Here is a 21,642-nt window from a genome sequence, read left to right on the forward strand (position 1 = left end):
TTTGTTTGTTTCTATTGGAACTCAGAATTTCGAATCAAAAGTGAGAATGTACTTTTGCTCTCCCATCAAGCCTGCGGCATTTGAATATTCATATACATATGCCACAAAACCGATGTTGACAAACGGTATTTCGAGCTTCAAACCACCTGTTAACCAACCTGCATGAAGCCCACCAAACAGCTTGATAAATCCGAAATTAGTCTCAACACCAGCGTTGAGTTTTCTAAGCCATGTTTTTTCCATGTTGAGAATGTCTTCAACCTCAAAAGCAACTGTTAGGAACTGCCATGTGTATGAAAGACCTCCGGAAAAGATTCCTCTGAAATCGGTACCGTTCAGAATATCCGGCGCCGTCATGAAGTATGAAGCGCCAAATCTCCAGCCTTCAAGCTCGTATATTCCGCCAACACTTGCAATGAAGAAAGGTTTGTTGATTTGCTGGAGTATCTTGCTTGGATCATCGGGCAACAATCCAGTAAAGGGATCTTCGGCAGTTATATCAATCTTAGCAGGATACTGTGTTGCTGTGGCGGGTATCAAAAATCCTGCCATACCTCCACCGACGGAAGCACCGAGTTTGAAACCGTCGAGAATTTCAAATGAAGCGCCGAGAACTCCAAAGTAGCCTGCCCAAGCCCCGAGCTCAGCGTTACTTGGGTTCAGAAGAGACAGATTCCAGAACGCATCAGCTTGTAGAGCCCCCATTCCACCTATGGTAAAACCAAGCAAATTTGCACCATAACCGACGGCGAAATTCATGCCATAGGAATGTACCCCTTGCATGGCATTCAGAAACTCAGAATCTGTGAGTAATTCGGTGAACGAGGCTGGATTTGTTATCACAGGAAACAGTTTTGGTAAAATTGTGACGTTGTTTGACATAACAATTTGACTGTTTAGATCGAAACCACCTTTGTACAACGCTGGGTTTAAAAGCAAAGCCCCCAAACCTTCGCTCGTTGTAACGTAGGTTCCACCCATCCCAAGGTTTTTCAAAGGTTTAAAAAACCCCGGGAAAACTTCCCATTGGTAAGAAAAGGCAAGGATTGTTGAAAGAACAAGCAAAAGGATCAAAATTTTTTTCATGTTTGATCACCTTCCAAGAGATATTCAAAAAGATCTTTAAGGTTTTCCTTGTCTTTTAGACCATCCTCACTGATGGATGGAAGATCAATTTCAGCATCAACCATTCCGAGTATTTCCTCAAGTTTTTCCGATGCCCACACGAATTCTTCGCAGTCTTCTTCGTCTTCATACAAACCACTGATGGTTTCCTGTAAAAGTTGATCAAGGTTTTCAGCTGTCACGTTTTTGATGAAATCCTCATCACTGATATTTCCATCGTCGTTCGTATCAAGAATCAGGTTCAACATAAATCCGATGTCATACCATGCCGCAAGCGCAGCATAGAACTTTTTTGTTGGTTCGTCGCCGTTTTCAGCTAATGTGAGATATCCGACTGTTAGGAACTTCAAAATCACTCGGTTGTCAAACATCTTGGCGAATTTTTGTGCAATTGTTGGAAGATTCTCTTTGATTATTTCCCATAAATCTTCTTCATTTTCTCCATTCTTCAAACCAGGAATCTCAATTCCAAGTTCCGTTAAGAGATCCTCCAGATCTTCTGCTACCTCGACGATTGATTTGCCAGATTTTGCAGCAACAGCTTCAACAAGCACAGCAAGCGCTGCTAATGCATCTTCATTCAGTTCCTCACCTTCCAAACCATCAATCAATTTCTGGAGCGTTTCCTCTTCAAGCAGATTCTCGAGCTCTTCCGGTGTCAAATCCAAATCCAGAAGCTCGTTCAACACCGAACCAGCCAAAGTTATCGCAGCATCGTAGTTTTTCCCGCTCAAAGCTTGCTGTGCGGTGTTCAGACGTTCTTCCGGCGTACCGCTTTGAAGAAGTCTGTTGAGTTCAAAATCTACAAACAAATTGACAGCACAGGACGACAATATGAAAACAGCCAGCAAAGGCAAGACGAGCCAGGTTAACTTTCTTTTCATCTTTTCACCCCCTTGTTTTGACTATATTCTACCACTTCCTTAGAAGAAAAAGAAAGCCCACATCCTTGTGGGCAGATTCTCAAGATATCCTTTTCAAACCCTCAGATCAACTTGTTGTACTGTTCCTGGTTTACCATTTTCGCTTAGAAAGACTCCGCTGTTTTGAAGCCTGCCGACAAATTGCTCTGAGTCGTATACATCGAACCCCGTTCTCACAAACCCCAAATATATCGCTCCGACGTTCTTTTCAAGAAGGTTGAACAACTTTGGTTCACCGTTTTCATCCAGTGACCATATCTTGAGCTTAAAGAAAATCGGATCAGCTTCGTCTATCCATCCGTTTTTGTCAGAGTCGTATACTGCAAGTTCTTTGAAACCGCTCCCGGTGGTTGGTCCAAAAAGTTCTCTTCCATCATCCACAACGCCGTTGTTGTTCAAATCCAACACAAGAAATCCAGAGTTTTCCGAGACGAACTTGAACTCGTCCAAGATTCCATCCAAAGTTATATCCAGCTTGACAATCTTGTCTGAAAATTCCACGTGAGAACCCTCGAAGTTCAGAACCAGCGGATCTTTGAGAGCTTCTCCGAGTCTAAGCTCGAAGTTTTCATTGTAAGCAAATGATCTGCTCATATGGAAATTCAAAGAGAATTCTATTCTTCTGCCATCTTTTGTTGTGATAACACCCTTTGTTTCAAAACTAACCTGTTCTTGCTCGCTGTAACTTTCACTTTTGTTGTAAATCAACCCGAAACCGTATTCGTACAACTTTGGCTTGTTAACGCTTGCAACTGCTGTGGTTCTCTCTGTATCGTCGGCTTCACCATCTTCCTTGTCTTTGAGTTCGAGTACGAGCAATCTAACTTTTCTGCCCGTGAACTTTTCAAGAAGCATCTTGATTATCCTCAACTTCAACTCGTTTTTTTCATCCAGTTTTATCTTCAGCGAAGCGTTTGGTTTCTCTGTTGCTACAGGTTTTTCCAAGGTTTGCTGAGTTTGTGGTTCGATCTCTCGTTTGCTAAGCCAAAGTTGTAGTTGTTCTTTCTTCTCATAAACACTTTGGAAATAATACTCGCTTTTCATATCAACTTGATAGCTATCAATTCGCACAAATATCACCGTATATAACATCGACCAAAAATGTTGAGTTTTTAGAATTTCAAGAAAAAAGGGTACCCTATAGGGTACCCCAAACAACTTTGAAAAAATGACTATGCTTTTGCAAATTTGGTTCTTACTTTTTCGATGACAAACGCCAGGACAATCAACCCTGCTCCAACAAGGTCGGTTGTCATCTCCGGGACAACCAAAAGTATCCCACCGACGGAGTAACAGATTCTGGAAATGATACCGAGTTTGTCGAAAACATACCCAGCAAGACCACCAGACAGGACAAACAAACCCACAACGCAGGTTATCAATGCCCAGATCAAGTGGATGGGACCTTTCATATAGAAAATGAGAAGATCAGGTGAGAGAACAAAAGCATACGGAACCAAGAAAGCGGCAATCGCCAACTTCGAAGCAGTCAACCCAGTTTTGAACGGGTTTGCTCTTGCTATTCCAGCTCCAGCCATCGCCGCTAGGGCAACGGGTGGCGTGACATCAGCTATGATGCCAAAGTAGAAGACAAACATGTGAGCAGCAAGGATTGGTACACCAAGCCTGAGCAAAGCAGGCGCAGCTATAGTGGATGTTATGACATAGTTTGCTGTCGTTGGAACACCCATTCCAAGGATCAGCGAAGTCAACATTGTGAAAAAGAGCGTTATCAAAAGGTTTCCTTTTGCTAAGTCAACAAGTGCGGTACCAAGTTTTAATCCAACACCTGTGAGAGTCACAACACCTATGATTATCCCTGCGCAAGCAGTTGCCGCAACAACACTCAAAGCACCTCTTGCGCCAGCTTCCAACGCTTTTGGTATATCGATTAACTTTATCCTCGTGTTCTTTCTTAACATGGACGCAACCACCGAAAGAATTATTGCAACCAAAGCTGCCCTCATAGGCGTGTATCCACTCACCAAAAGGTAAATGATAGCCACAAGCGGTATGAGCAAATGTCCTCTTTCAAGTAGCACATTTTTGATATTTGGAACCATTTCTTTTGGTAAGCCTTTCAGTCCCAATTTTTTGGCTTCCCAGTGAACTCCCATCCAAACCCCAAAGAAATAGAGTATGGCTGGTATTGCAGCTGCGATGATTATCTTTCCGTAAGATATTCCAGTAAATTCGGCCATCAAAAACGCTGCAGCTCCCATAATTGGTGGCATGAGCTGCCCACCTGTTGAAGCTGCAGCTTCAACTGCAGCAGCAAACTCTGGTTTGTAGCCTATTTTTTTCATCATCGGTATCGTAAAACTTCCCGTACCGACGGTGTTGGCAACAGAACTTCCTGAAATCGTGCCCATCAACGCACTTGAAAAAACGGCAACTTTGGCGGGTCCTCCACTCGCACGCCCAGCTATTGAGTTTGCAAGATCTATGAAAAGTTGTCCTAAACCAGTTTTCTCCAAAAACGCTGAAAGCAAGATGAACAGAAAAACAAAAGTAGAAGAAACCCCAAGTGGTATGCCGAAAATACCCTCAGTTGTGTAGAAAAGATGTCCAACAAGTCTTTGAAGTGAAACGCCTCTATGGGCAAGCAAACCTGGAAAGTATCGACCGTAGATGGCATAGACAATGAAAAACCCTGCTACTATCGTTATTGGTAGTCCAACCACCCTTCTTGCTGCTTCAAGGACAAGAAGTATTCCAATCAATCCCATAACGAAATCCATTCTTGTTACAATCCCTGCTCTTAGAACCAATTCTTTGTAGTTCACAACCCCATACATAACGCAAAAAACTGCCAACGCAGCCAAAGCAACGTCTATTAAATGAACCTTGTCTCTTCTCCATTTTTTGCTCATTGGATAAAGCAAATAAATTAACGCTAAACCAAACGCAAGGTGAACAGACCTTTGGATCATCGCGTCAAGTACACCAAAAGCTGCTGTGTAAAGTTGAAAGATCGAAAAAGTTATAGCGATCGCAATTATCAATTTTAGGAAAAAACCTTTTGGTGTTCGCTGAATTGCTTCTTTATCGTACTTTTCAAGAATTTTTTGTACTTCTTCACTCGTTAGCTTTTCTTTGTCCAAGTCTATTCCCCCTTAGACAAACATTTTGGTATTTTTAAAACCACGGCGCGAAGTATTATCAATTCATTTTCTTTCGCTATGTCTTTAAACATAATGACCCCATCTTTAAAGAGAATACCATGTCCGTCAAGGTGAGAAACCCGAAGAGGGATCTTCTCAAACTTTCTTGTGATCTTCAAAACAAGCTGATTATTTTCAATTCGAAATCCCTCTTCGGGTTCAGAAGGTAATCCTGCCCCATAGGAACTATATCTAGCCTCGTACAAGTGTAGGTAACCATCGCGATCAATTTTGTAAAACTCGTAAACTGGTGTTTTCTCAACTGAATGAACATAGGTCATCGTAAATTTTCCATCAAAAATTGCTTTTGCCCATACAACTCGCTGTCCTTTTAGTATCTGCAGTATTGGTACAACCTGTGCATCGGTTGGTAAGAACGAAATTACAATCAAAACAGCTTTTATGAAAAGCCACATGCTCCAGCTTGTTTAGAACCCCATTTCTTTGAAGAATTTCTCCGCACCCGGGTGCAAAGGTATTGACATGCCTTCTTTTGCCGTTTCGATCAGAATATACTCAGCTCTTGCATGTGCTTCTCTGAGTCTCTGCAAGTTTGCATACATTGTTTTCAACAGTTGATAAGCCAAATCCGCTGGCATTTCCTCTCTTACCGCAAGCATTGCTTTAACAGCAAGGGTTTGTACATCCACGCCAACACCTTTGTAAGTGCCTGCGGGGATTACCACCTTTGTGTAGAATGGATACTTTTCCTGAAGTTTCTTGATCAGTTCATCATCGATCGGAACAATCGTTATCTTTCTAACGGCTGCAAGGTCAACCACTGCTGGCGTTGGATGTCCTGCGGTGAGAAATGCGGCATCTATGTTTCCATCTTTCAAGTTGTTCGCAGCCTCTGCAAAACTTAGATAATAAACTTTGATATCATCGTATGTTATACCAGCGGCGCTCAAAATGTGTCTTGCGTTGACTTCAACTCCACTTCCGGCGGCACCTACGGCTACTCTTTTGCCTTTCAAATCATAAACAGAGTTTATGTTCCTATCGGCAAGGGCGACGATTTGAACTGTCTCGGGATAAAGGCAAGCCAAGCCTCTGAGCTGTGGGAATGGTTGATCTTTGAAAAACTCAATTCCTTGGTAGGCATACGCTGCAACGTCGTTTTGAACGAATATCACATCGACATCTTTGCTTCTAAGCAAGTTGATGTTCGCAACCGATGCCCCTGTTGACTGAACAGAAGCGTTCATTCCTTTGATGTTTTTGTTCCAAATATCTGCCAGCGCTGCACCCAGTGGATAGTAGACCCCTGCAGTACCACCTGTTGCGATTGTCAAGAAAGTCGCTGCCACTGCGAATGTTGCCAAAACAAGCAACAAAATTCCCAACAATTTCTTCATAAGAACACCTCCTTGTAAATCTATAAAATCATTATAGCACGATTCACTTTGTTTTGTTATTTTAAACCTGCGTTGATTGCTAAACAAGCCCTGAAGACTTTGTAAGCTTCCAGGTAATTTGAAGCTGTATAAACGATTGTTTTTGCGTCTTTTCTTTCAACACCGGGAATAAGACATGGAAGTTCAGCGAGTGAAGAGTTGATAAATGTGATCTCCAAATGCACCGGCTCTTTCTCAACTGTTGGCTTGAGGTTTTTCAAATTCATAAGAGCTTGTTTTACACCATTCTTTATTCTTTCCTTGACTACCTCAAACGGATAAACCTTTGCAGCATACCTTCCAACAGCCTCTTTGACAACAACAGGGACAAACTCGTTTATCTCTTCTTTAGCACAAGCGATTGTTTTATCGTCTCCAGAGACAAGAACAACTGGAACGCTGAAAAATCCTGCAACTCTTGCGTTCAACCCAGCTTCGCTCAAAGGTTTACCGTTGACTTTCACACAAAAAACTCTTCCTGCAAACGTGTGATCCATTATGGCATCGACAGTTCCAGTTCTTGCGTGGTAACCAACGAAGAACACTGCGTCAAAAGTTTCATCGATTCCTTGCATCATAGAAAGTGGTTTGGGACTCCCACTTATCAAAGTTGCCTTTGGATGTAGTTCTTCGATCAAAATGTTATCCATGTTTGCGTGAGAATCGTTTACAACAACTTCAGTTGCACCGAATTCAAAAGCTGCTTCAACGAAAGCGTTAACTTCTCTTGTCATCATCTTTCTGAATCTTTCATAATCTTTTGTTCCTGGGTCAACATGCTGAAGGTTTACAACACCACAAATTCCCTCCATATCCGCCGAGATGAATATTCTCACAAAGCCACCCCCTTTTTAAGTTCTTTCACCTTTTCGACGAAAGTCTCAAACAATCTGAATTGTTGCTCATTTCTTTGAAACATCCTTTCAGGATGCCATTGAACCCCAACGATGAAAAAATCTTTATCTTTGCTTTCAACGGCTTCAATTATTCCATCTGATGCTCTTGCCACGACTTTCAAAACCGGTGCAACTTCTTTTATCGCTTGATGGTGAAAACTGTTCACCAGTATTTCTCTGTTTTTGAAGATTTCAAACAACCACGAATCTTCATCGATGAAAACTTTATGCGTTCCATACCAACTCGGTGCTTGCTGATAATGTTTTAAAACCTTCGGCATATGGTTGATATCTTGATAAAGCTTCCCCCCAAGTGCAACGTTTATCAGTTGGATACCACGGCATATACCAAAGATGGGTTTTTTCTTTTTGAAAAACATCTGGCAGAGATTTATCTCCGTAAAATCCCTTTCTGGAGTTATTTCACCTAACTCTTTTGCTGGTTCTTCCCCGTACTGAAGTGGATCGACGTCCACTCCTCCGCTGAAAAGAATTGCATCGGCAAGTTCGCTGATTTTTTCTAAACCATCAAAACTTGAAATGGCAGGAACGATGAACGGTACACCATTTGCTTTTTCGATGGCTCTAAAATAATCTTCAGGTAACCTTGCCGCACCTTCAACCTGTGAACAAGTTATCGCTACAACAGGTTTACAACCTTGCGACACATTTTCACCTCCAACTAAGAAGATTCTATACAATTTGCCGAATTCAAAGCAAAAAGCCCCCGCGTGTGCGGGGGCAAAGGTTCAAATTAAAGAAGATTGAAAAATTCATCCGTCGTCGTTTCCACTATCGCAGCCCTGTCTTTCACATACCCTTCCGGTAAGGCCTTTTGTTCTATAAGCTGGTCCATAACCTGACTCACATACTCTGCCGTCAAACCTTCCTTCGGCTCAGGTATCACTATCCTCCTTCTTTTCCCATCCAAAGTGTTTACAAAGTCAAGCAAAAGTCTTTTCATCCTTTACCTCCTTTCATCAATAAACCTGTTCGACTATGACCATGTGTGCTTCTAAGGCTGTGTACTTTGTCAATGAATCAAGAAGTTGAACTATTTGTTCGCAGTTTTGAGCTGTCGCTTCGTCGGATATCACAAGTGCTGTTCTTCTTCGAATAGGTCTTGCGTTTTGGCCTAATTCGCCTGTGTCATAGACTATGCGCAGCTGTTTCATGCTCAGCCTCCTTTCAAAAGTTTGTTTTCCCTCAGACAGCGCTGTCCATTAATACAGTATACGAAGATGGATATACCAAAATGAAAGCTACCTTGCATGTGACCTCCTCCCATTCCTTAAAAGGAATGGGCTTCCTGCTTCACCGTGGTTTCCCACTCCACAGGCGTTACTTCAAGCCGACCCAACCATAAAGCTTGTTCAAAACTCAAACCAAGCCCTTTCTTCAATATCACCATCGCCGCGTTCACGTCCTTGTCTATCTTTAAGCCACACTCAACACATACCTTTTGATAAACAACCACTTTGTACATCCTCAAAAAAGCAAACACTTTGTTGATCGCATCACTACGCCAATTCGATATCTTCTCATACTCTTTGCGTATCAATCGAAGTGTTTTTTCATAGTTCTTCGAACCTTTCTTCTTCCTTGTTAGCCTTCTTTGCAGCTTTTTCAACCTTCTTGCTTCATGTATCTCAAAGACTATCTGCATACCATTCGAAAACGTTAGCTTCGATTTCACCCCAAAGTCTATCCCTATCGCTTTGTCTATCACCGGAACATGCTCTTCTTTTGGAAGATAACACGTCACGTGTAGATAATACCCAGATGGCTTTGAAACCAATACCGCATTTGCTATCTCTGCGTTGAAAGGTATTTGCCTAAGTCCTAGGACTCTAAAGCTTCAAAGTTTTTGAATCCTCACCCTGTTCCGCTTCAAGTCAAGCTCGTACGTCACACCATACTGTTTCAACGGTATCGAGTTAACATACCTCTTAAACTTCAATGCACCAACTTCATAACCATTAGCCTTAAGTTTTGCAAGTAAACGAAGGTTATCTTTTATCCTGTCTGATATCTCCTGTTTTATCTGTGATCCGAGTAGACTCAACTGTCTTTGTTCAAACTTGTCTTTCACCTTAACTTCAACAACTTCTATCTTGTTGGCAGGTTCATTCAACCTGTTCAAATCAGCTACAAGATAGTTGCACAACCACTTGGATTGGATGAAGACTTCCTTCAAAAGCTTTCTCTTTTGCTTTGATAGATTCTGCAGTTTTAGTTGGTACACAACGGGCTTTTGGGATTGTCTTTTCAATTTTGTTTCAGCTATTGCCTGTTTGATTTGTTCAGATTTGTTCAAAACCAATGCGCTCCTTTCAAACAAAGATCTGGTATGCTTTGATTATAACCTACATGTTGTATAATGAAATCAAGCCATTCATCACAATCCATTGAAAAAATGTGCTTTCTGGCTAAATTTCTGTAAAAAGGATCAAAGGCATTCCAGTTAGAAAAAGCTCAGCAAACAAGCGGGAAAGTTAAAAGTTACCCTTTTCAAACTCAATATTGTTACTTTAACTTAAGAAGGAATTGAAGAAATTTGGATACTTTAAGGTTGTAGAAGTTTAGCATACCACACAAGAGATTTAAAGCTAATTTTGTCGGTATCGTCTGAGCAAATATCTTCAGCGGCAAAAGAGATAGCGATTTCAATCGAAGAAATTTCCTTGATTGCCCAAAGATTGACAGAATTACTCAACAAAAGCACTTTCAAATTTAGATCAGTTTCAAATGTCGATTCAGCATAACTAATGAATTCAGACTACGAGAAATACTTTGTTTGTATTGAATACTACATATAAGGAATGGAAGAAGGAATGAGAACATTATGCGAAAAGATTATGTATTAAAACGATTGGGACAGAGTGCTGTACAAACAGGTTTCTTCGCTGTACTATTGTTCTTTTCCGCTGGCAGTTTAACCTGGCGTTGGGCTTGGATTTACCTTGGTACTTGTGCAATTATGGCTATGTCCACTGTTTTTATATTGCCTGAAGACTCACTCAAAGAGCGCAACAAATACAAAACAACTATAAAAAAATGGGATAAGCTCATTATGTTTCTTAATTTCTTTACAATTTTGAGTGCATTCGTGGTAGCAGGATTAGATTACCGCTTTCAATGGTCTCCAAGGTTGAACCTTTGGATACGGGTAACAGCTTGGTTTTTGATGTTTTTTGGTAATTTTCTTACCACTTGGGCAATTGTTTCCAATCCGTTTTTTGTCCCAGGAGTTCGTATTCAATCTGAACGTGGGCATTATCCTGTCACAAATGGTCCTTATCGTTATATACGTCATCCAGGGTATGCTGGTTCTATCATTTTCAACTTAGCTACATTCATAATGCTTGGTTCCCTATGGGCGCTGATTCCAGGTGCAATTATGATAATGCTTTTAATTGTTCGAACAGCTCTGGAGGACATCACTCTGCAAAAGGAGCTAGATGGTTATAAGCAGTACGCAGAGAAGGTTAAGTATCGGTTGATACCGGGAATATGGTAACTGTAATTGTACCTCGTTTAAACTTTTTGGATAGCAACAGAATGCTAAAATTGCCTTGGGTGATGAAAATGAGGTTTTTCGATGCACATTCGGATATTTGGTACAACGTTGGTATGAGGATGGAAAAAGGAGAAACAAACGTTTTGGAAAACTGCCATTTGCCTCAACTGAAAGAAGGAAAGGTAATTGGTGTAAACGCGGCCCTTTGGACAAAACCAGACAGTAAAAACCCTTCAGAAAGGTTTATCAAGCTTTTAGGAGCAAGGTCAAAGGAACTGACAAAGATAGGCAAAGAAAGCGAAGATTTTGTCATCGTTACAAAAAGCGAAGATATCCAAAAAGCCGTCGAAAGAGGAAAGATATTCTTGATTTCAAGTGTAGAAGGTTTGATAGGCATAGGGAAAAATCTGAATTTTCTTTACACACTCTACGAGCTTGGATTTAGGGTTGTAAGTCTCACTTGGAACGAAGAAAACGATCTTGCCGCAGGGTGTGGAACGAAGGATGAAAACAAAGGTTTGACAAATCTTGGAAAGCAGGCAGTTAAAATCATAGAAGAACTTGGCATGGTGCTTGACGTTTCACATTTGAATGAAAAAAGCTTTTGGGATGTGGCTAAAATATCTGAAAAGCCTTTTATAGCAACTCATTCAAACTGCTACAGTTTGTGCGAAACACCGAGAAATTTGAAGGATGAACAGATAAAAGAGATTGCCAAAAGAGGAGGAATCATTGGAATCAGTGCCCTACCCAGGATAGTAGATAGAGAAAATCCAACAGTTGAAAAATTTGTGGAACATATCAAGTACGCGGCAAACTTCGTTGGCGTCGATCATGTTGGCCTTGGACTTGATTTTTCCGATTACTTGGAAGAATTTTTGAACAAACAGTCGCACGAAAAAATGTCAACCAAAGATCTTGAAGATGCTACGAAACTGCCGCAAATCATCCCGCTTCTTGAAAAAGCCGGCTTTACAAAAAAAGAAATCGATAGAATATGCTTTTTGAATTTCGTTGAATTCTTCAAAGCTGTACTTTAATTTCATAAAAGCCGGGGTATATCCCCGGCGGTCTGTAAAAAGATTGCTATGAAGTTTGCTGTTGACTCTTTTCAAATGCCTCAAGCTTTTTCCCAAGCTGTTCTAGTTCTTGTTTTAGCCAATCGACGTACTCTCTGAGCGATTTGACATCCACGTCTTCTTCGCATGTACAGCTTTCATAGTGCTCTTCATGACAACTACAAGATCGTTCATGATGTCCTCTTCCATGATGCTTACAGCAACAACAATGGCAACAGCAACAATGAAAACAGCAGCACCCACAACAACACATACTTTCATCCTCCCTTTTGAACGAATTCGACTAGCTTTTGTAAAAACACTATGTAATGCTTTGAATTTTCAGCCCATTGTTTTAGAAACAGTTCGCCTTTTTGCGTGATTTTATAAACGCGTCTAGCTGGTCCTGCTTTGAACGTTTGCCATTCGGATTCAAGCAATCCCTCAGCTTCAAGATTTCTCAAAATGCGGTATATCACGCTTGGATGGTATTTAGAAATGTCAAAACCAAGCTCTTGAAGGTCTGATAACAATGAATATCCGTGGGAAGGATTGTTTTTGACAACAGCCAAAATTGCCGCTTTCAAAACATCTTTACCATAGTCATTCCAATGACAACAGCCGCAGTTTGCCTTCACAACCATCACCTACTTGGTTTCACATTTATTTTACTGCACATATGTGCAAAATGTCAATATATGGCATATGATAATAAAACCATCGATTAACTTTCGTATAATCAAGTTGAACTGATTGTCAAAAAAGGGGGAATTTCCATGGGAGATTGTATTTATTGTGGAAAACCAGCTGGTTTGTTTAAAACCCGGCACAAAGAATGCGAAGAAAGGTACAAAATGGCATGGAGATCGATGGTCGAAACCTCGAAAAACGCAGCATTGGGTTTGTGCTCATTGGAAAATTTAACAAATGAACTTCATCAAATTGCTCAGCAAGGTTTTGTTCCAACTGGTAAAATAAAGAATGCTTTGGTGGCAGGCTGGGAGCAAGCAGCTTTGCATTTTTTAAGCGATGGGAACCTTTCAAAAGAAGAGGAAGAGAAACTTTACAACTTTGCCAAGTTCTTCAACCTTGAACAAAAAGATCTGGATAACAATGGTTTTTACACAAAAGTTGTTCAAGCTGGTGTTTTGAGGGATATCATGGAGGGAAAATTACCAACGAGAGTCGTTTTAGATACTCATTTACCTTTCAACTTTCAAAAGGGAGAAACTTTGGTTTGGGTTTTTCAAAACGTCAAATATTTTGAAAGTAGGGTTAAGCACGAATACGTTGGTGGAACGCAAGGAGTGAGTATCAGGATAGCAAAGGGAATTTACTATCGAATTGGTGGTTTTAAAGGTTATCCAGTGGAGAAAACCGAGGTTGTTCACATTGATACTGGTATTATGGCTGTAACCGACAAGCACATATATTTTCATGGATCTTTGAGAAGCTTTAGGATTCCATATTCGAAAATCGTTTCTTTCCAACCCTACAGCGATGGAATAGGAATACAAAGGGATGCAGCGAGTGCAAAACCGCAAATCTTCTTGACTGGCGATGGATGGTTTGTGTACAACCTTGTAACAAATTTAGCTAGAAGATAAAATCAAAATCTTTTGAAAGGAGGTGACAAAAATGTTGAAAAAAAGTTTCATTTTAACTTTTTTAGTGATGCTTTTTGCTTTTCTCTGTCTAGCACAGGTTGTAAAGCTACCTGAACCTAGAATTGATGGAACCGTATCGCTTGAAAAAGCAATATCTTTGAGAAGATCCGTGAGAAGTTTTTCAACGCAATTTTTGACGATTTTTCAAATCTCACAGCTTTTGTGGGCAGCTCAGGGTATAACCGATCCATTCGCGAAGTTTCGTTCAGCACCTTCGGCTGGTGCCACTTATCCACTTGAAATTTTTGTGGTTGTTGGCAAAAACGCGGTTGAAAATTTAGAAGAAGGCTTTTACCAATACGATCCATTTACACATTCAATTCGTTTGAGATTCCAAGGAGATATTCGCGAGCAGTTAGCACAAGCTGCGCTCAATCAAAGCTGGGTTAAAGATGCACCTGTTGTTTTTGTCATAGCTGCTGTATATGAAAGAACAACTGCCAGATACGGTGAAAGAGGCGTAAGGTACGTTCACATCGAGGTTGGACATGCCGCACAAAATCTTTGTCTGCAAGCTGTGGCTCTTGGACTTGGAGCTGTAACCGTTGGCGCATTTTACGACGAGCAGGTTAAATCGATTCTCAAACTCGACAGAAACTTATCCCCGTTGTATTTGATACCGGTTGGTTACCCAAGTTAACCGATTTGATACTTGACCTTTTCTAGATCCTTAATATACAATATATAGTGGTATATGCTGTAATACCACTATATGTGGTATTATTCCATTTGCTGTGGGGGATGCACTATGATTTTCTTGATCAACACAATTAGAGTTTTTTTCAACGATCATCCTGTTTATCCAAGTGTGAGTGTTTATTTTCAAGGATGTGATGCCATTCCAAAGTGTGTTGGATGCCACAATCCAGAAACCTGGGATTTTGACGAAAAATTTGCAATAAATTATGATGAGATTCTCTCAATTTCTGTGGAAAAGCTTTCTTTTCTTTTAAATGGTTTTTCGAAAGTCGCTTTAGCCTTTGTTGGTGGAGAACCTTTAAGCGAAAGGAATAGGGAGTGCGTAAAACTTCTTAGCAGGGATGTGAAAAAGATCTTTGGCTCGAAAGTTTTGACAATTTTGTACACCTGGAGAGAACCAATTGATCTTTTACCTTTGAAGGATTACATACAAAGCATTGACGAATTTGTACTTGGAAGATTTGAAATATCCCTCAAAGAGGACGGTTTTCCTGCTTCTAAAAATCAAATGTACTTGAGAAAAGAGCAGCTAGAAGAATTCTTTATGACCTTTGAAGGGGGAAAAGCTTATGTTTTGGAGGTTTTCAAGTGATTTTGTCGAAGATTTTGAGAAGGTACCTGAAATTTTCAAAGAACTGGAAGGTTTGTCCTGGCAACTTGATCCTGTTCTGTTTACGGAAAATTTCTTTACAAAGGGGATAATTGATTCAAGCATCGATGTTAATGCAAATGTCAGAAGTACAAACGTTTATACCTATTTCAACGAAGTAGCAAAACCTTTGACAAAGCTTTACTCAATTTACGCAATATACGAAAGAATGAAAGAACTCTTTGGACCAAATGATGCAAAGACTTTTTTGAGGTATCAAATGTACGGAGATATCTACGTTCACGACGCGCACCATGCAGCTTTTGCACCTTATTGTTATGCTTATTCTCTTAGGCCAATTGTTGAAAAAGGTTTGTTTTTCATAGATACAGTAAAGTCTATCCCTGCTAAACATCTTTCTTCTTTCATTCAACATGTCATTCAGTTTGTAATGTTTGCTTCCAATCAGCAGTCTGGAGCCGTTGGTTTACCAGACTTTTTCGTTTGGCTTGCATATTTTTACAAAAAGGACATTGAAGCAGGTGTCATTCCAAAAGGAAAAGAACAAGAATATCTTGAACAGCATTTTCAAATCTTCACTTATTCAGTAAATCAACCTATCAGAGGAACGCAATCGCCTTACACTAACTTCACCTATTTGGATAGAAACTACATTAAAACCATATTTGAAAATGAAACTTACCCAAACGGAGAAAGAATAGTCGACAACATAGAGCTTATAATAGATCTTCAAAAAAAGTATTGGCAATGGATAGCAAAAGAAAGGGAAAAGCAAATGTTTACCTTTCCAGTTTTAACTGCCGCACTTTTGTACATTGATGGAAAATTCTTGGACGAAGACAGCGCAAGGTTCATCAACAAAGTTAATCTAAAATGGCTTGATACCAACTTTTATGTAAGCAGCAGTATCGATGCTGTTGCTTCCTGCTGTAGACTTACAAGTTCAACAAAAGATATAAAGTTTTCAGTTCAACCAGAGGAATTAAAAGGTATGTCAAACTCTATCGGTGGAAGCGACCTAAATATAGGTTCATTCAAGGTTGTCACCATAAATCTTCCTAGAATTGCACTTGAAACGAAAGATAAAGAAGCTTTCAAAAAACGATTAATTGAAAAAGTTGAATTGGTTCAAAAAGTTTTAGTGGCAATCAGAAGTTTGATAGTAGATAGAATTAACCAAGGAGTTTTGCCACTTTACAACCTTGGTTTGATGAAACTGGAAAGACAGTACGGAACAATTGGAATAAATGGATTCTTCGAAGCTTTAGAAATTTTGGGTCTTGTCAATTATGGACCAGATGGGGTAAGCTATACCAAAGAAGGAGAAGAATTTGGAATACACATACTAGACACAATAAATGAGCAAAACAAAGCTGGTTTAAAGAAATTCGGTTTCAACTTCAATGTTGAACAAATACCAGCTGAAAAAGCAGCTGCTGTTTTGGCTGAAAAAGATAGAATTATTTATGGAACAAAATATATGATCTATTCGAATCAATGGTTACCTTTAACTGCAGATGCTGATGTAATGAACAGAATAAAATACTCTGGCTTGTTTGACAGAAAGGTTTCTGGTGGAGCCATACTACATGTGAACTTGGATTCACCATTTAGAGATGAAAAACAATCTTGGAATATGATCAACCTGATGGCCAAAATGGGGGTTATTTATTTTGCTTTCAACACAAAAATAAGTGTTTGTCTCGAAGGACATGCTTTCTACGGCGAAGTATGCCCAAGATGCCGTGGTAAAAAAGTGGACGAATTCACAAGGATCGTCGGTTACCTAGTTCCAACAAATTCTTTCAACAAGCATCGCAAGCTCGAATTTGCTGAAAGAAAGTTTTACCAAAATATAATAACAGTTTAAAATGCGGGGAGTTCCCCGCATTTTAATTTGGTCAACTTGTGGTCAAAAACTTCGCCATTAATTTGTGGGGTAAAAGCTTGGCAATAAAGTTCGCTACAAATTTGTTTGTTATTCCAGGTATGTACACAACCTTGTTTTTTTCAAAAGCCTTCAATGCTTTAACCACCACTTCATTTGGTTTCATCATTTTTCTGAATTTTTGAAAATTTTGCCCTTTGAAAGCTCTTTCGAAGAACATTGTATCAGTTGGACCTGGTGAAACACACATAACATGGACTTTGTACTTTCTCAGTTCTGCCCAAAGAGATATTGAAAGATTGTAGACATAGGCTTTGGTTGCAGAATAAACATTGAAATATGGAACAGAAAGATGCCCTGCAATTGACGCAACGTTTATTATTCCACCTTTTTGCTTTTCAACCATTTTCTTTGCAAAGAAATGACATAAAGCTGTCAAAGCTTTGATATTCAATTCGATCATTTTCTCAAGTTCATCAAGTTCAAGCTTGATGAATTCTCCATACAGTCCAAAACCTGCATTGTTCACCAAAAGATCGATTTTCAAGTCAGAAAGATCTTCAACCATCTTCTTCACATTTTCTGGGCAGGAAAGGTCGGCTAAATATTCAATCGTTTGAACTCCTAATTGGTTGCACTGGTTGATGGTTTCTTGCAATTTCTCTCTGTTTCTTGCAACGGCAACGATGTTTATCCCTCTTTTTGCAAGCTCTATGGCAAATTCTTTTCCTATCCCAGAAGAAGCTCCTGTAACAAGTGCCCATTTAAAGCTGCTTAATTTCATCCTTTTTCCTCCTTATTGACACTTTTAATCCATCAGAGAAAGATTCTTATCAACTCGTCAAATAGTCCATATCTCGCTATAATCATGAGGTGTTTCACAGTACTCGCAAACAAGTTTATCACCAACTCTTACAAAGGATGCACCCACATTTTCTCCGTTCTTTGGATGTGTTATGCAGTTTTCGTTTTTGCAGCGTATTTCATCAAAATTGTATATTCTTGGAGGAAGTTTGATTCGATACTTCTCCTTTACAGTGGAATCTTTTATTATGTTCACCGTAACATTTGGTGCTATAGCTGCAAGTTTTTTTATCTCCTTCTTCGTAAGGTATCTGTTAGGAAGACTTATGTAACCTTTGAAATTTCCATCAGCGGATTTGAAGATTCCATCTGCACTGTCACAGTCGTAAAGTTTTAGAATTTTTCTTATTTTCACTATTGTGGCAAAAATTTCCTCAGGCATTTTTCCTTTGGCGATGTGGTCTATCACTGTTCCATTCTCGATAGGCTTTATCCCACGTTTTCCTTCTTTTTCCACCCCTTTTGAACCGTGAGTTATAGGAGCTGGTATTATGAATTCATACTCATCTTCCTGTTGCTGCTCATTTGATTCAACATCGTCGCATTCCATTGTTATCGCCCCTCCAAGCATCGAAAGCAAAACTATCCTAACCCAAAATCCGTTTCTTGCCTGCGTCTCCCAACCATTCAAAGGTAGATTGTCCAAAAAGGTTGGTATTTCTGAATTAACTTTTGGTCTTGGAAGAGGATGGTAAAACTTTGTTCCCTCTGGAATTTTGTCAAGCATGTCCTTTCTGAAGGTGACGGCTTTTCTTAGAATGTGTTCCTTTTCCAGAATATCTTCACCCATCCTCTCAAGTTGAAGCCTTGTGAAGTACCAAATTTTTGCAACATTTTCACTTGCAAGATATTCATCAATGCTGCAGTATTTTCTGACTTCAAAACCATTTTCAATCATCCTTTGAACATAGTGCTCTGGCATTTGAATTTCTTCAGGTGCAATTAAGTCTACCTCAACATTTCTGAAGACTCTCAGACCGTCAACCTTCGAATGAATTGTCCTACCATGAAGAAGATCTCCTATTAGCGCAATTCTTATGTGTGAGTTGTCAAAATTGTTGTGTTCAAGAAAGGTGAATTCATCCAAAAGTTCTTGGGTTGGATGCTCGTGCCTACCATCGCCACCATTGATGAAAGCAGGTTTTTCTATGCCATGCCTTTGTGCAAACTCTCCAACTTTTCTTTCAAGCAATCTGGGTACTCCTTCCAACCTTGTTCGCGTGATGAATATCGAATAGTCTCCATAACTTGTGAGCATACAGAATGTGTCGACATAACTTTCGTTCTTGTTGAAAGAAGAATGTTCCGCATCAAATATGTTTACCCTGGCGTTGCGGTGAAATTTTGCCGCGTTTATGAAAGATTCTTTAGTCCTTGTGCTTGGTTCAACGAAAACTATGTAGATGTTGACTGGATCTTTGATTTGAAATTCCTCTAAACTTTCTTTTGCAAGCCACTTTTGCTTAAGTTCTTTCGTCTTTTGGTATAAGAAAAGCTGTTCTTCAACGGAAAAGTCTCTGATCACTGCAAGCGTTCTTCCACGAAAAGACTTTTCCACAAAGTCCACCCCCATTTAACAAAAAAGGTCAGCTTTTGCTGACCTTTTGAACTTTTATTGTTAATAAGATGAATTTTTTATTACACAAATAAAAAGTTGTCATTCAGCGATTCTCCTTCTCAATTTTACTCGACAATATGATATCATTAAAAACTAGTCCATCAAAAATTTTTCTCAAACTTGAAACACATATGATATTTGGAGTGAACAAAAGGGTAAAAGCCTATAACCTTTTGGGAGGTATTTTTGCTTGAAAAAATTGATCAGAAACATTCTGATGACTTTTGCCATAGGCTTTGGAATTTTCAGTTTACTTTTTTTGTTCTCCGATAGGCAAGAACTTCAAACAGCTTTTACTACTTTTTCAAAAAAGCTGATATTCCACATGACTGTGATCCTCGCTGTAGATTACATTATGGGAGGATTAAGAAACTACGTGGTCCTGAAATCAGTCGTCAAAAGAATCCGGTTCTTAGATGCTATGGAAAACTATTTCTTCGGTGTTTTCTTTTCTTTTGTTACCCCCATGTCAATAGGCGGACAGCCTTTTCAAATATATCATCTTATTACCAAAATTGGCGTAGATTCCGCAGATGCCACAAATGTGGTGCTGTCAAGAATGTTCAGTAACCTGATAATAAATTTCATCATAGCTTTGCTTTTTTTGCCCAAGGCAATACAATACCTTACAAACAAGACACAGCTGATAATTATTTCCCTAGGATTAGCAATATCTATCGGTGTTACTTTCTTGTGTTTGTTAGCATTTCTGAATGCCAAGTTCGTGGCAAAAATTCTACATATATTGGCAAAAACCACAAGGAATGAGAAGTTCAAAAAAATATCTGAGAATACTCTTGCGTGGGTTTCCAAAATGACAGAGAGCACAAAAGTCCTTTGGACAAAGAATTTGTATGTGATGATTATTGATATGCTACTTGGTGTCATCATGTACATTTTCTTAATCCCAATACAACTTTACTTACCGCTTGTTCACATGAGCGGTAAAAACTTTCAACAAATTCATTATTTTGGTTTTGTGAGTTTATACATACTAATAAGCAGCACGGCAATTTACATCCCAACTCCTGGGTCAACTGGTGGTGTAGAGGGTCTTTGCAAAATCGTTTTTTCAAACATTTTTGGTTCAGGTGTTAGTACCTATGCTATACTAATATGGCGCTTAATGAATTATTATTTACCAATCGGTGTAGGACTCGCATTAATTTGGCGGATAAATATATGGAACACCAATGTAATGGATAACTGATTCACCTTGGAGGGATAGACTGTGAAACCGTTGGTCAGCATTGTTGTCCCTGTGTTCAACACAGAAAAATACTTGAAAAAATGCGTAGATTCTCTGTTGAATCAGACATACAAAAATATAGAAGTACTCCTAGTTAATGATGGTTCAACGGATAACAGTGGAAAAATATGCGACGAATATGCTTTAATTGATCCAAGGGTAAGAGTTTTCCACATTCAAAACAGCGGAGCTGGAGTTGCAAGAAACGTAGGAATAAAAAATGCCAAAGGAGAATACATAACCTTTGTGGATAGCGATGATTGGGTAAGTGAAAAATACATTGAAACTTTGCTTGGACTTATTCTTAAAGAAGACGCAGATATATCAATGTGCGGTTACGTCAAAACTTCGCTGGAGGATGTTCCCAACAAAAGGTACAAGGAAAAAGTTTATGTATACACCAATCTTGAAGCCTTAAGACAAATTTACTGGATCAATTTCGGCGGATTTTTAGTGGTCTGGAACAAATTGTTTAAAAGAAGTCTTTTTGACGATGTAGAGTTTCCCGCCATGCGCTTGTTCGAAGACAACGCAATTATTCCAATGCTTTTTTACAAAGCCAACAAAGTTGTGGTAACAACGCAAAAGTTGTATTTTTACAGAATAAGACCAGATAGCATTACTAGAAAAAAGTTTGATGCAAGAGCTGTTTCGGACATTTTCCGCTCTTTTGAGATACGCGCTCAGTTTTTCAAAAAGATCAACTTAAACCGAATGATTGGTTGGAATGTTTTTGCCTGTCTGGTTACATGTTTTTATGTTTACTTCAAAGCAAATTTTGAAGGTAAGAAGATTCTCTTTAAGAAAATGAAATTCATTTTGGACGAAGCAAAACAAGCAAAAAAAAACTTTTTCCAAAGATGATAGGATTTTTTCGCTTATTTGGTTGTTGTACTTCTCTTTTCGCCCACCTTTTTGAAAGAGTTCGAATGGAAGGACAAAAAGCTCAAGCACAGAAAACTTT

24 protein-coding genes are annotated in these 21,642 nt (G+C 39.4%); 8 read left to right on the forward strand and 16 right to left on the reverse strand.

Translation table 11 applies throughout. From position 1 onward, the window contains the following. Positions 1 to 21: 21 nt before the first annotated feature. The 12 genes from THETH_RS01090 to THETH_RS10810 form a co-directional block, all read right to left on the reverse strand. A complete protein-coding gene (locus tag THETH_RS01090; protein ID WP_013931542.1) occupies positions 22 to 1,086 on the reverse strand; it encodes a hypothetical protein in 1,065 nt (354 codons plus the stop codon). Continuing rightward, positions 1,083 to 2,009 (reverse strand): outer membrane protein assembly factor BamD, encoded by a 927-nt coding sequence (locus THETH_RS01095; protein WP_013931543.1) that lies wholly within the window; start codon positions 2,007 to 2,009, stop codon positions 1,083 to 1,085. Before THETH_RS01095 ends, THETH_RS01090 begins: the two co-directional genes overlap by 4 nt. Before the next feature lie 93 nt (positions 2,010 to 2,102). Then, positions 2,103 to 3,128 (reverse strand): hypothetical protein, encoded by a 1,026-nt coding sequence (locus tag THETH_RS01100; protein ID WP_169310336.1) that lies wholly within the window; start codon positions 3,126 to 3,128, stop codon positions 2,103 to 2,105. A gap of 92 nt (positions 3,129 to 3,220) precedes the next feature. After that, positions 3,221 to 5,152 (reverse strand): TRAP transporter permease, encoded by a 1,932-nt coding sequence (locus tag THETH_RS01105; RefSeq protein WP_013931545.1) that lies wholly within the window; start codon positions 5,150 to 5,152, stop codon positions 3,221 to 3,223. Positions 5,153 to 5,154: 2 nt separating this feature from the next. After that, entirely contained in the window at positions 5,155 to 5,628 is a 474-nt protein-coding gene (locus THETH_RS10250) for a DUF1850 domain-containing protein (RefSeq protein ID WP_013931546.1), read from the reverse strand. Positions 5,629 to 5,640: 12 nt separating this feature from the next. Next, a complete protein-coding gene (locus THETH_RS01115; protein ID WP_013931547.1) occupies positions 5,641 to 6,570 on the reverse strand; it encodes a TAXI family TRAP transporter solute-binding subunit in 930 nt (309 codons plus the stop codon). A gap of 56 nt (positions 6,571 to 6,626) precedes the next feature. Next, complete coding sequence (locus THETH_RS01120; RefSeq protein WP_013931548.1) at positions 6,627 to 7,445, reverse strand: M55 family metallopeptidase; 819 nt, start codon at positions 7,443 to 7,445, stop codon at positions 6,627 to 6,629. Beyond that, entirely contained in the window at positions 7,442 to 8,173 is a 732-nt protein-coding gene (locus THETH_RS01125; RefSeq protein WP_013931549.1) for a gamma-glutamyl-gamma-aminobutyrate hydrolase family protein, read from the reverse strand. Before THETH_RS01125 ends, THETH_RS01120 begins: the two co-directional genes overlap by 4 nt. A gap of 86 nt (positions 8,174 to 8,259) precedes the next feature. Then, the gene (locus THETH_RS01130) at positions 8,260 to 8,469 is read right to left on the reverse strand and encodes a DUF2922 domain-containing protein (RefSeq protein ID WP_013931550.1); all 210 of its coding nucleotides are present in this window, start codon (positions 8,467 to 8,469) and stop codon (positions 8,260 to 8,262) included. Between the two features lie 16 nt (positions 8,470 to 8,485). Further along, complete coding sequence (locus THETH_RS01135; RefSeq protein WP_013931551.1) at positions 8,486 to 8,680, reverse strand: hypothetical protein; 195 nt, start codon at positions 8,678 to 8,680, stop codon at positions 8,486 to 8,488. 116 nt (positions 8,681 to 8,796) lie between these two features. Beyond that, positions 8,797 to 9,270 carry a transposase gene (locus tag THETH_RS10805; protein WP_211205272.1) on the reverse strand — a complete coding sequence of 158 codons (474 nt, stop codon included), beginning with the start codon at positions 9,268 to 9,270 and terminating at the stop codon, positions 8,797 to 8,799. Positions 9,271 to 9,363: 93 nt separating this feature from the next. Then, a complete protein-coding gene (locus THETH_RS10810) occupies positions 9,364 to 9,822 on the reverse strand; it encodes a hypothetical protein (RefSeq protein WP_211205273.1) in 459 nt (152 codons plus the stop codon). A 528-nt stretch (positions 9,823 to 10,350) separates the two neighbouring features. Here THETH_RS10810 and THETH_RS01145 point away from each other — a divergent pair. Then, positions 10,351 to 11,025: a methyltransferase family protein gene (locus THETH_RS01145; protein ID WP_013931552.1), complete on the forward strand. Its 675-nt coding sequence runs from the start codon at positions 10,351 to 10,353 to the stop codon at positions 11,023 to 11,025. A 68-nt stretch (positions 11,026 to 11,093) separates the two neighbouring features. Further along, the gene (locus THETH_RS01150; protein ID WP_041446494.1) at positions 11,094 to 12,065 is read left to right on the forward strand and encodes a dipeptidase; all 972 of its coding nucleotides are present in this window, start codon (positions 11,094 to 11,096) and stop codon (positions 12,063 to 12,065) included. A gap of 114 nt (positions 12,066 to 12,179) precedes the next feature. Here THETH_RS01150 and THETH_RS10815 read toward each other — a convergent pair whose 3' ends face one another. Both THETH_RS10815 and THETH_RS01160 read right to left on the reverse strand, forming a co-directional pair. After that, positions 12,180 to 12,365, reverse strand: a complete 186-nt coding sequence (locus THETH_RS10815; RefSeq protein ID WP_013931554.1) for a hypothetical protein — start codon at positions 12,363 to 12,365, stop codon at positions 12,180 to 12,182. After that, on the reverse strand, positions 12,362 to 12,721 hold the full coding sequence (locus THETH_RS01160; protein ID WP_013931555.1) for a PadR family transcriptional regulator: 360 nt from the start codon (positions 12,719 to 12,721) through the stop codon (positions 12,362 to 12,364). The genes THETH_RS10815 and THETH_RS01160 overlap by 4 nt, the downstream gene beginning before the upstream one ends. Positions 12,722 to 12,859: 138 nt before the next feature. On the opposite strand from THETH_RS01160, the gene THETH_RS01165 reads away from it, so the two are divergent. The 4 genes from THETH_RS01165 to THETH_RS01180 all read left to right on the forward strand — a co-directional run bounded on the left by THETH_RS01165 (position 12,860) and on the right by THETH_RS01180 (position 16,929). After that, on the forward strand, positions 12,860 to 13,690 hold the full coding sequence (locus THETH_RS01165) for a hypothetical protein (RefSeq protein WP_013931556.1): 831 nt from the start codon (positions 12,860 to 12,862) through the stop codon (positions 13,688 to 13,690). A gap of 31 nt (positions 13,691 to 13,721) precedes the next feature. Next, the gene (locus tag THETH_RS01170; RefSeq protein ID WP_013931557.1) at positions 13,722 to 14,390 is read left to right on the forward strand and encodes a SagB/ThcOx family dehydrogenase; all 669 of its coding nucleotides are present in this window, start codon (positions 13,722 to 13,724) and stop codon (positions 14,388 to 14,390) included. A 108-nt stretch (positions 14,391 to 14,498) separates the two neighbouring features. Beyond that, the gene (locus THETH_RS01175; RefSeq protein ID WP_013931558.1) at positions 14,499 to 15,041 is read left to right on the forward strand and encodes a 4Fe-4S cluster-binding domain-containing protein; all 543 of its coding nucleotides are present in this window, start codon (positions 14,499 to 14,501) and stop codon (positions 15,039 to 15,041) included. Continuing rightward, positions 15,019 to 16,929: an anaerobic ribonucleoside-triphosphate reductase gene (locus THETH_RS01180; RefSeq protein ID WP_013931559.1), complete on the forward strand. Its 1,911-nt coding sequence runs from the start codon at positions 15,019 to 15,021 to the stop codon at positions 16,927 to 16,929. Before THETH_RS01175 ends, THETH_RS01180 begins: the two co-directional genes overlap by 23 nt. A gap of 31 nt (positions 16,930 to 16,960) precedes the next feature. On the opposite strand, the gene THETH_RS01185 is transcribed toward THETH_RS01180, so the two are convergent. Together THETH_RS01185 and THETH_RS01190 are read right to left on the reverse strand one after the other, a co-directional pair. Beyond that, positions 16,961 to 17,731 (reverse strand): SDR family NAD(P)-dependent oxidoreductase, encoded by a 771-nt coding sequence (locus tag THETH_RS01185; protein ID WP_013931560.1) that lies wholly within the window; start codon positions 17,729 to 17,731, stop codon positions 16,961 to 16,963. Between the two features lie 57 nt (positions 17,732 to 17,788). Next, positions 17,789 to 19,369 (reverse strand): bifunctional aspartate carbamoyltransferase catalytic subunit/aspartate carbamoyltransferase regulatory subunit, encoded by a 1,581-nt coding sequence (locus THETH_RS01190; RefSeq protein ID WP_013931561.1) that lies wholly within the window; start codon positions 19,367 to 19,369, stop codon positions 17,789 to 17,791. A gap of 250 nt (positions 19,370 to 19,619) precedes the next feature. Here THETH_RS01190 and THETH_RS01195 point away from each other — a divergent pair, with 250 nt between their 5' ends. Both THETH_RS01195 and THETH_RS01200 read left to right on the forward strand, forming a co-directional pair. After that, positions 19,620 to 20,639: a lysylphosphatidylglycerol synthase transmembrane domain-containing protein gene (locus THETH_RS01195; protein ID WP_013931562.1), complete on the forward strand. Its 1,020-nt coding sequence runs from the start codon at positions 19,620 to 19,622 to the stop codon at positions 20,637 to 20,639. Between the two features lie 21 nt (positions 20,640 to 20,660). Continuing rightward, positions 20,661 to 21,542 (forward strand): glycosyltransferase family 2 protein, encoded by an 882-nt coding sequence (locus THETH_RS01200; RefSeq protein WP_013931563.1) that lies wholly within the window; start codon positions 20,661 to 20,663, stop codon positions 21,540 to 21,542. Positions 21,543 to 21,642 lie beyond the last annotated feature (100 nt).

This window comes from Pseudothermotoga thermarum DSM 5069 (assembly GCF_000217815.1).
Lineage (GTDB): Bacteria > Thermotogota > Thermotogae > Thermotogales > DSM-5069 > Pseudothermotoga > Pseudothermotoga thermarum.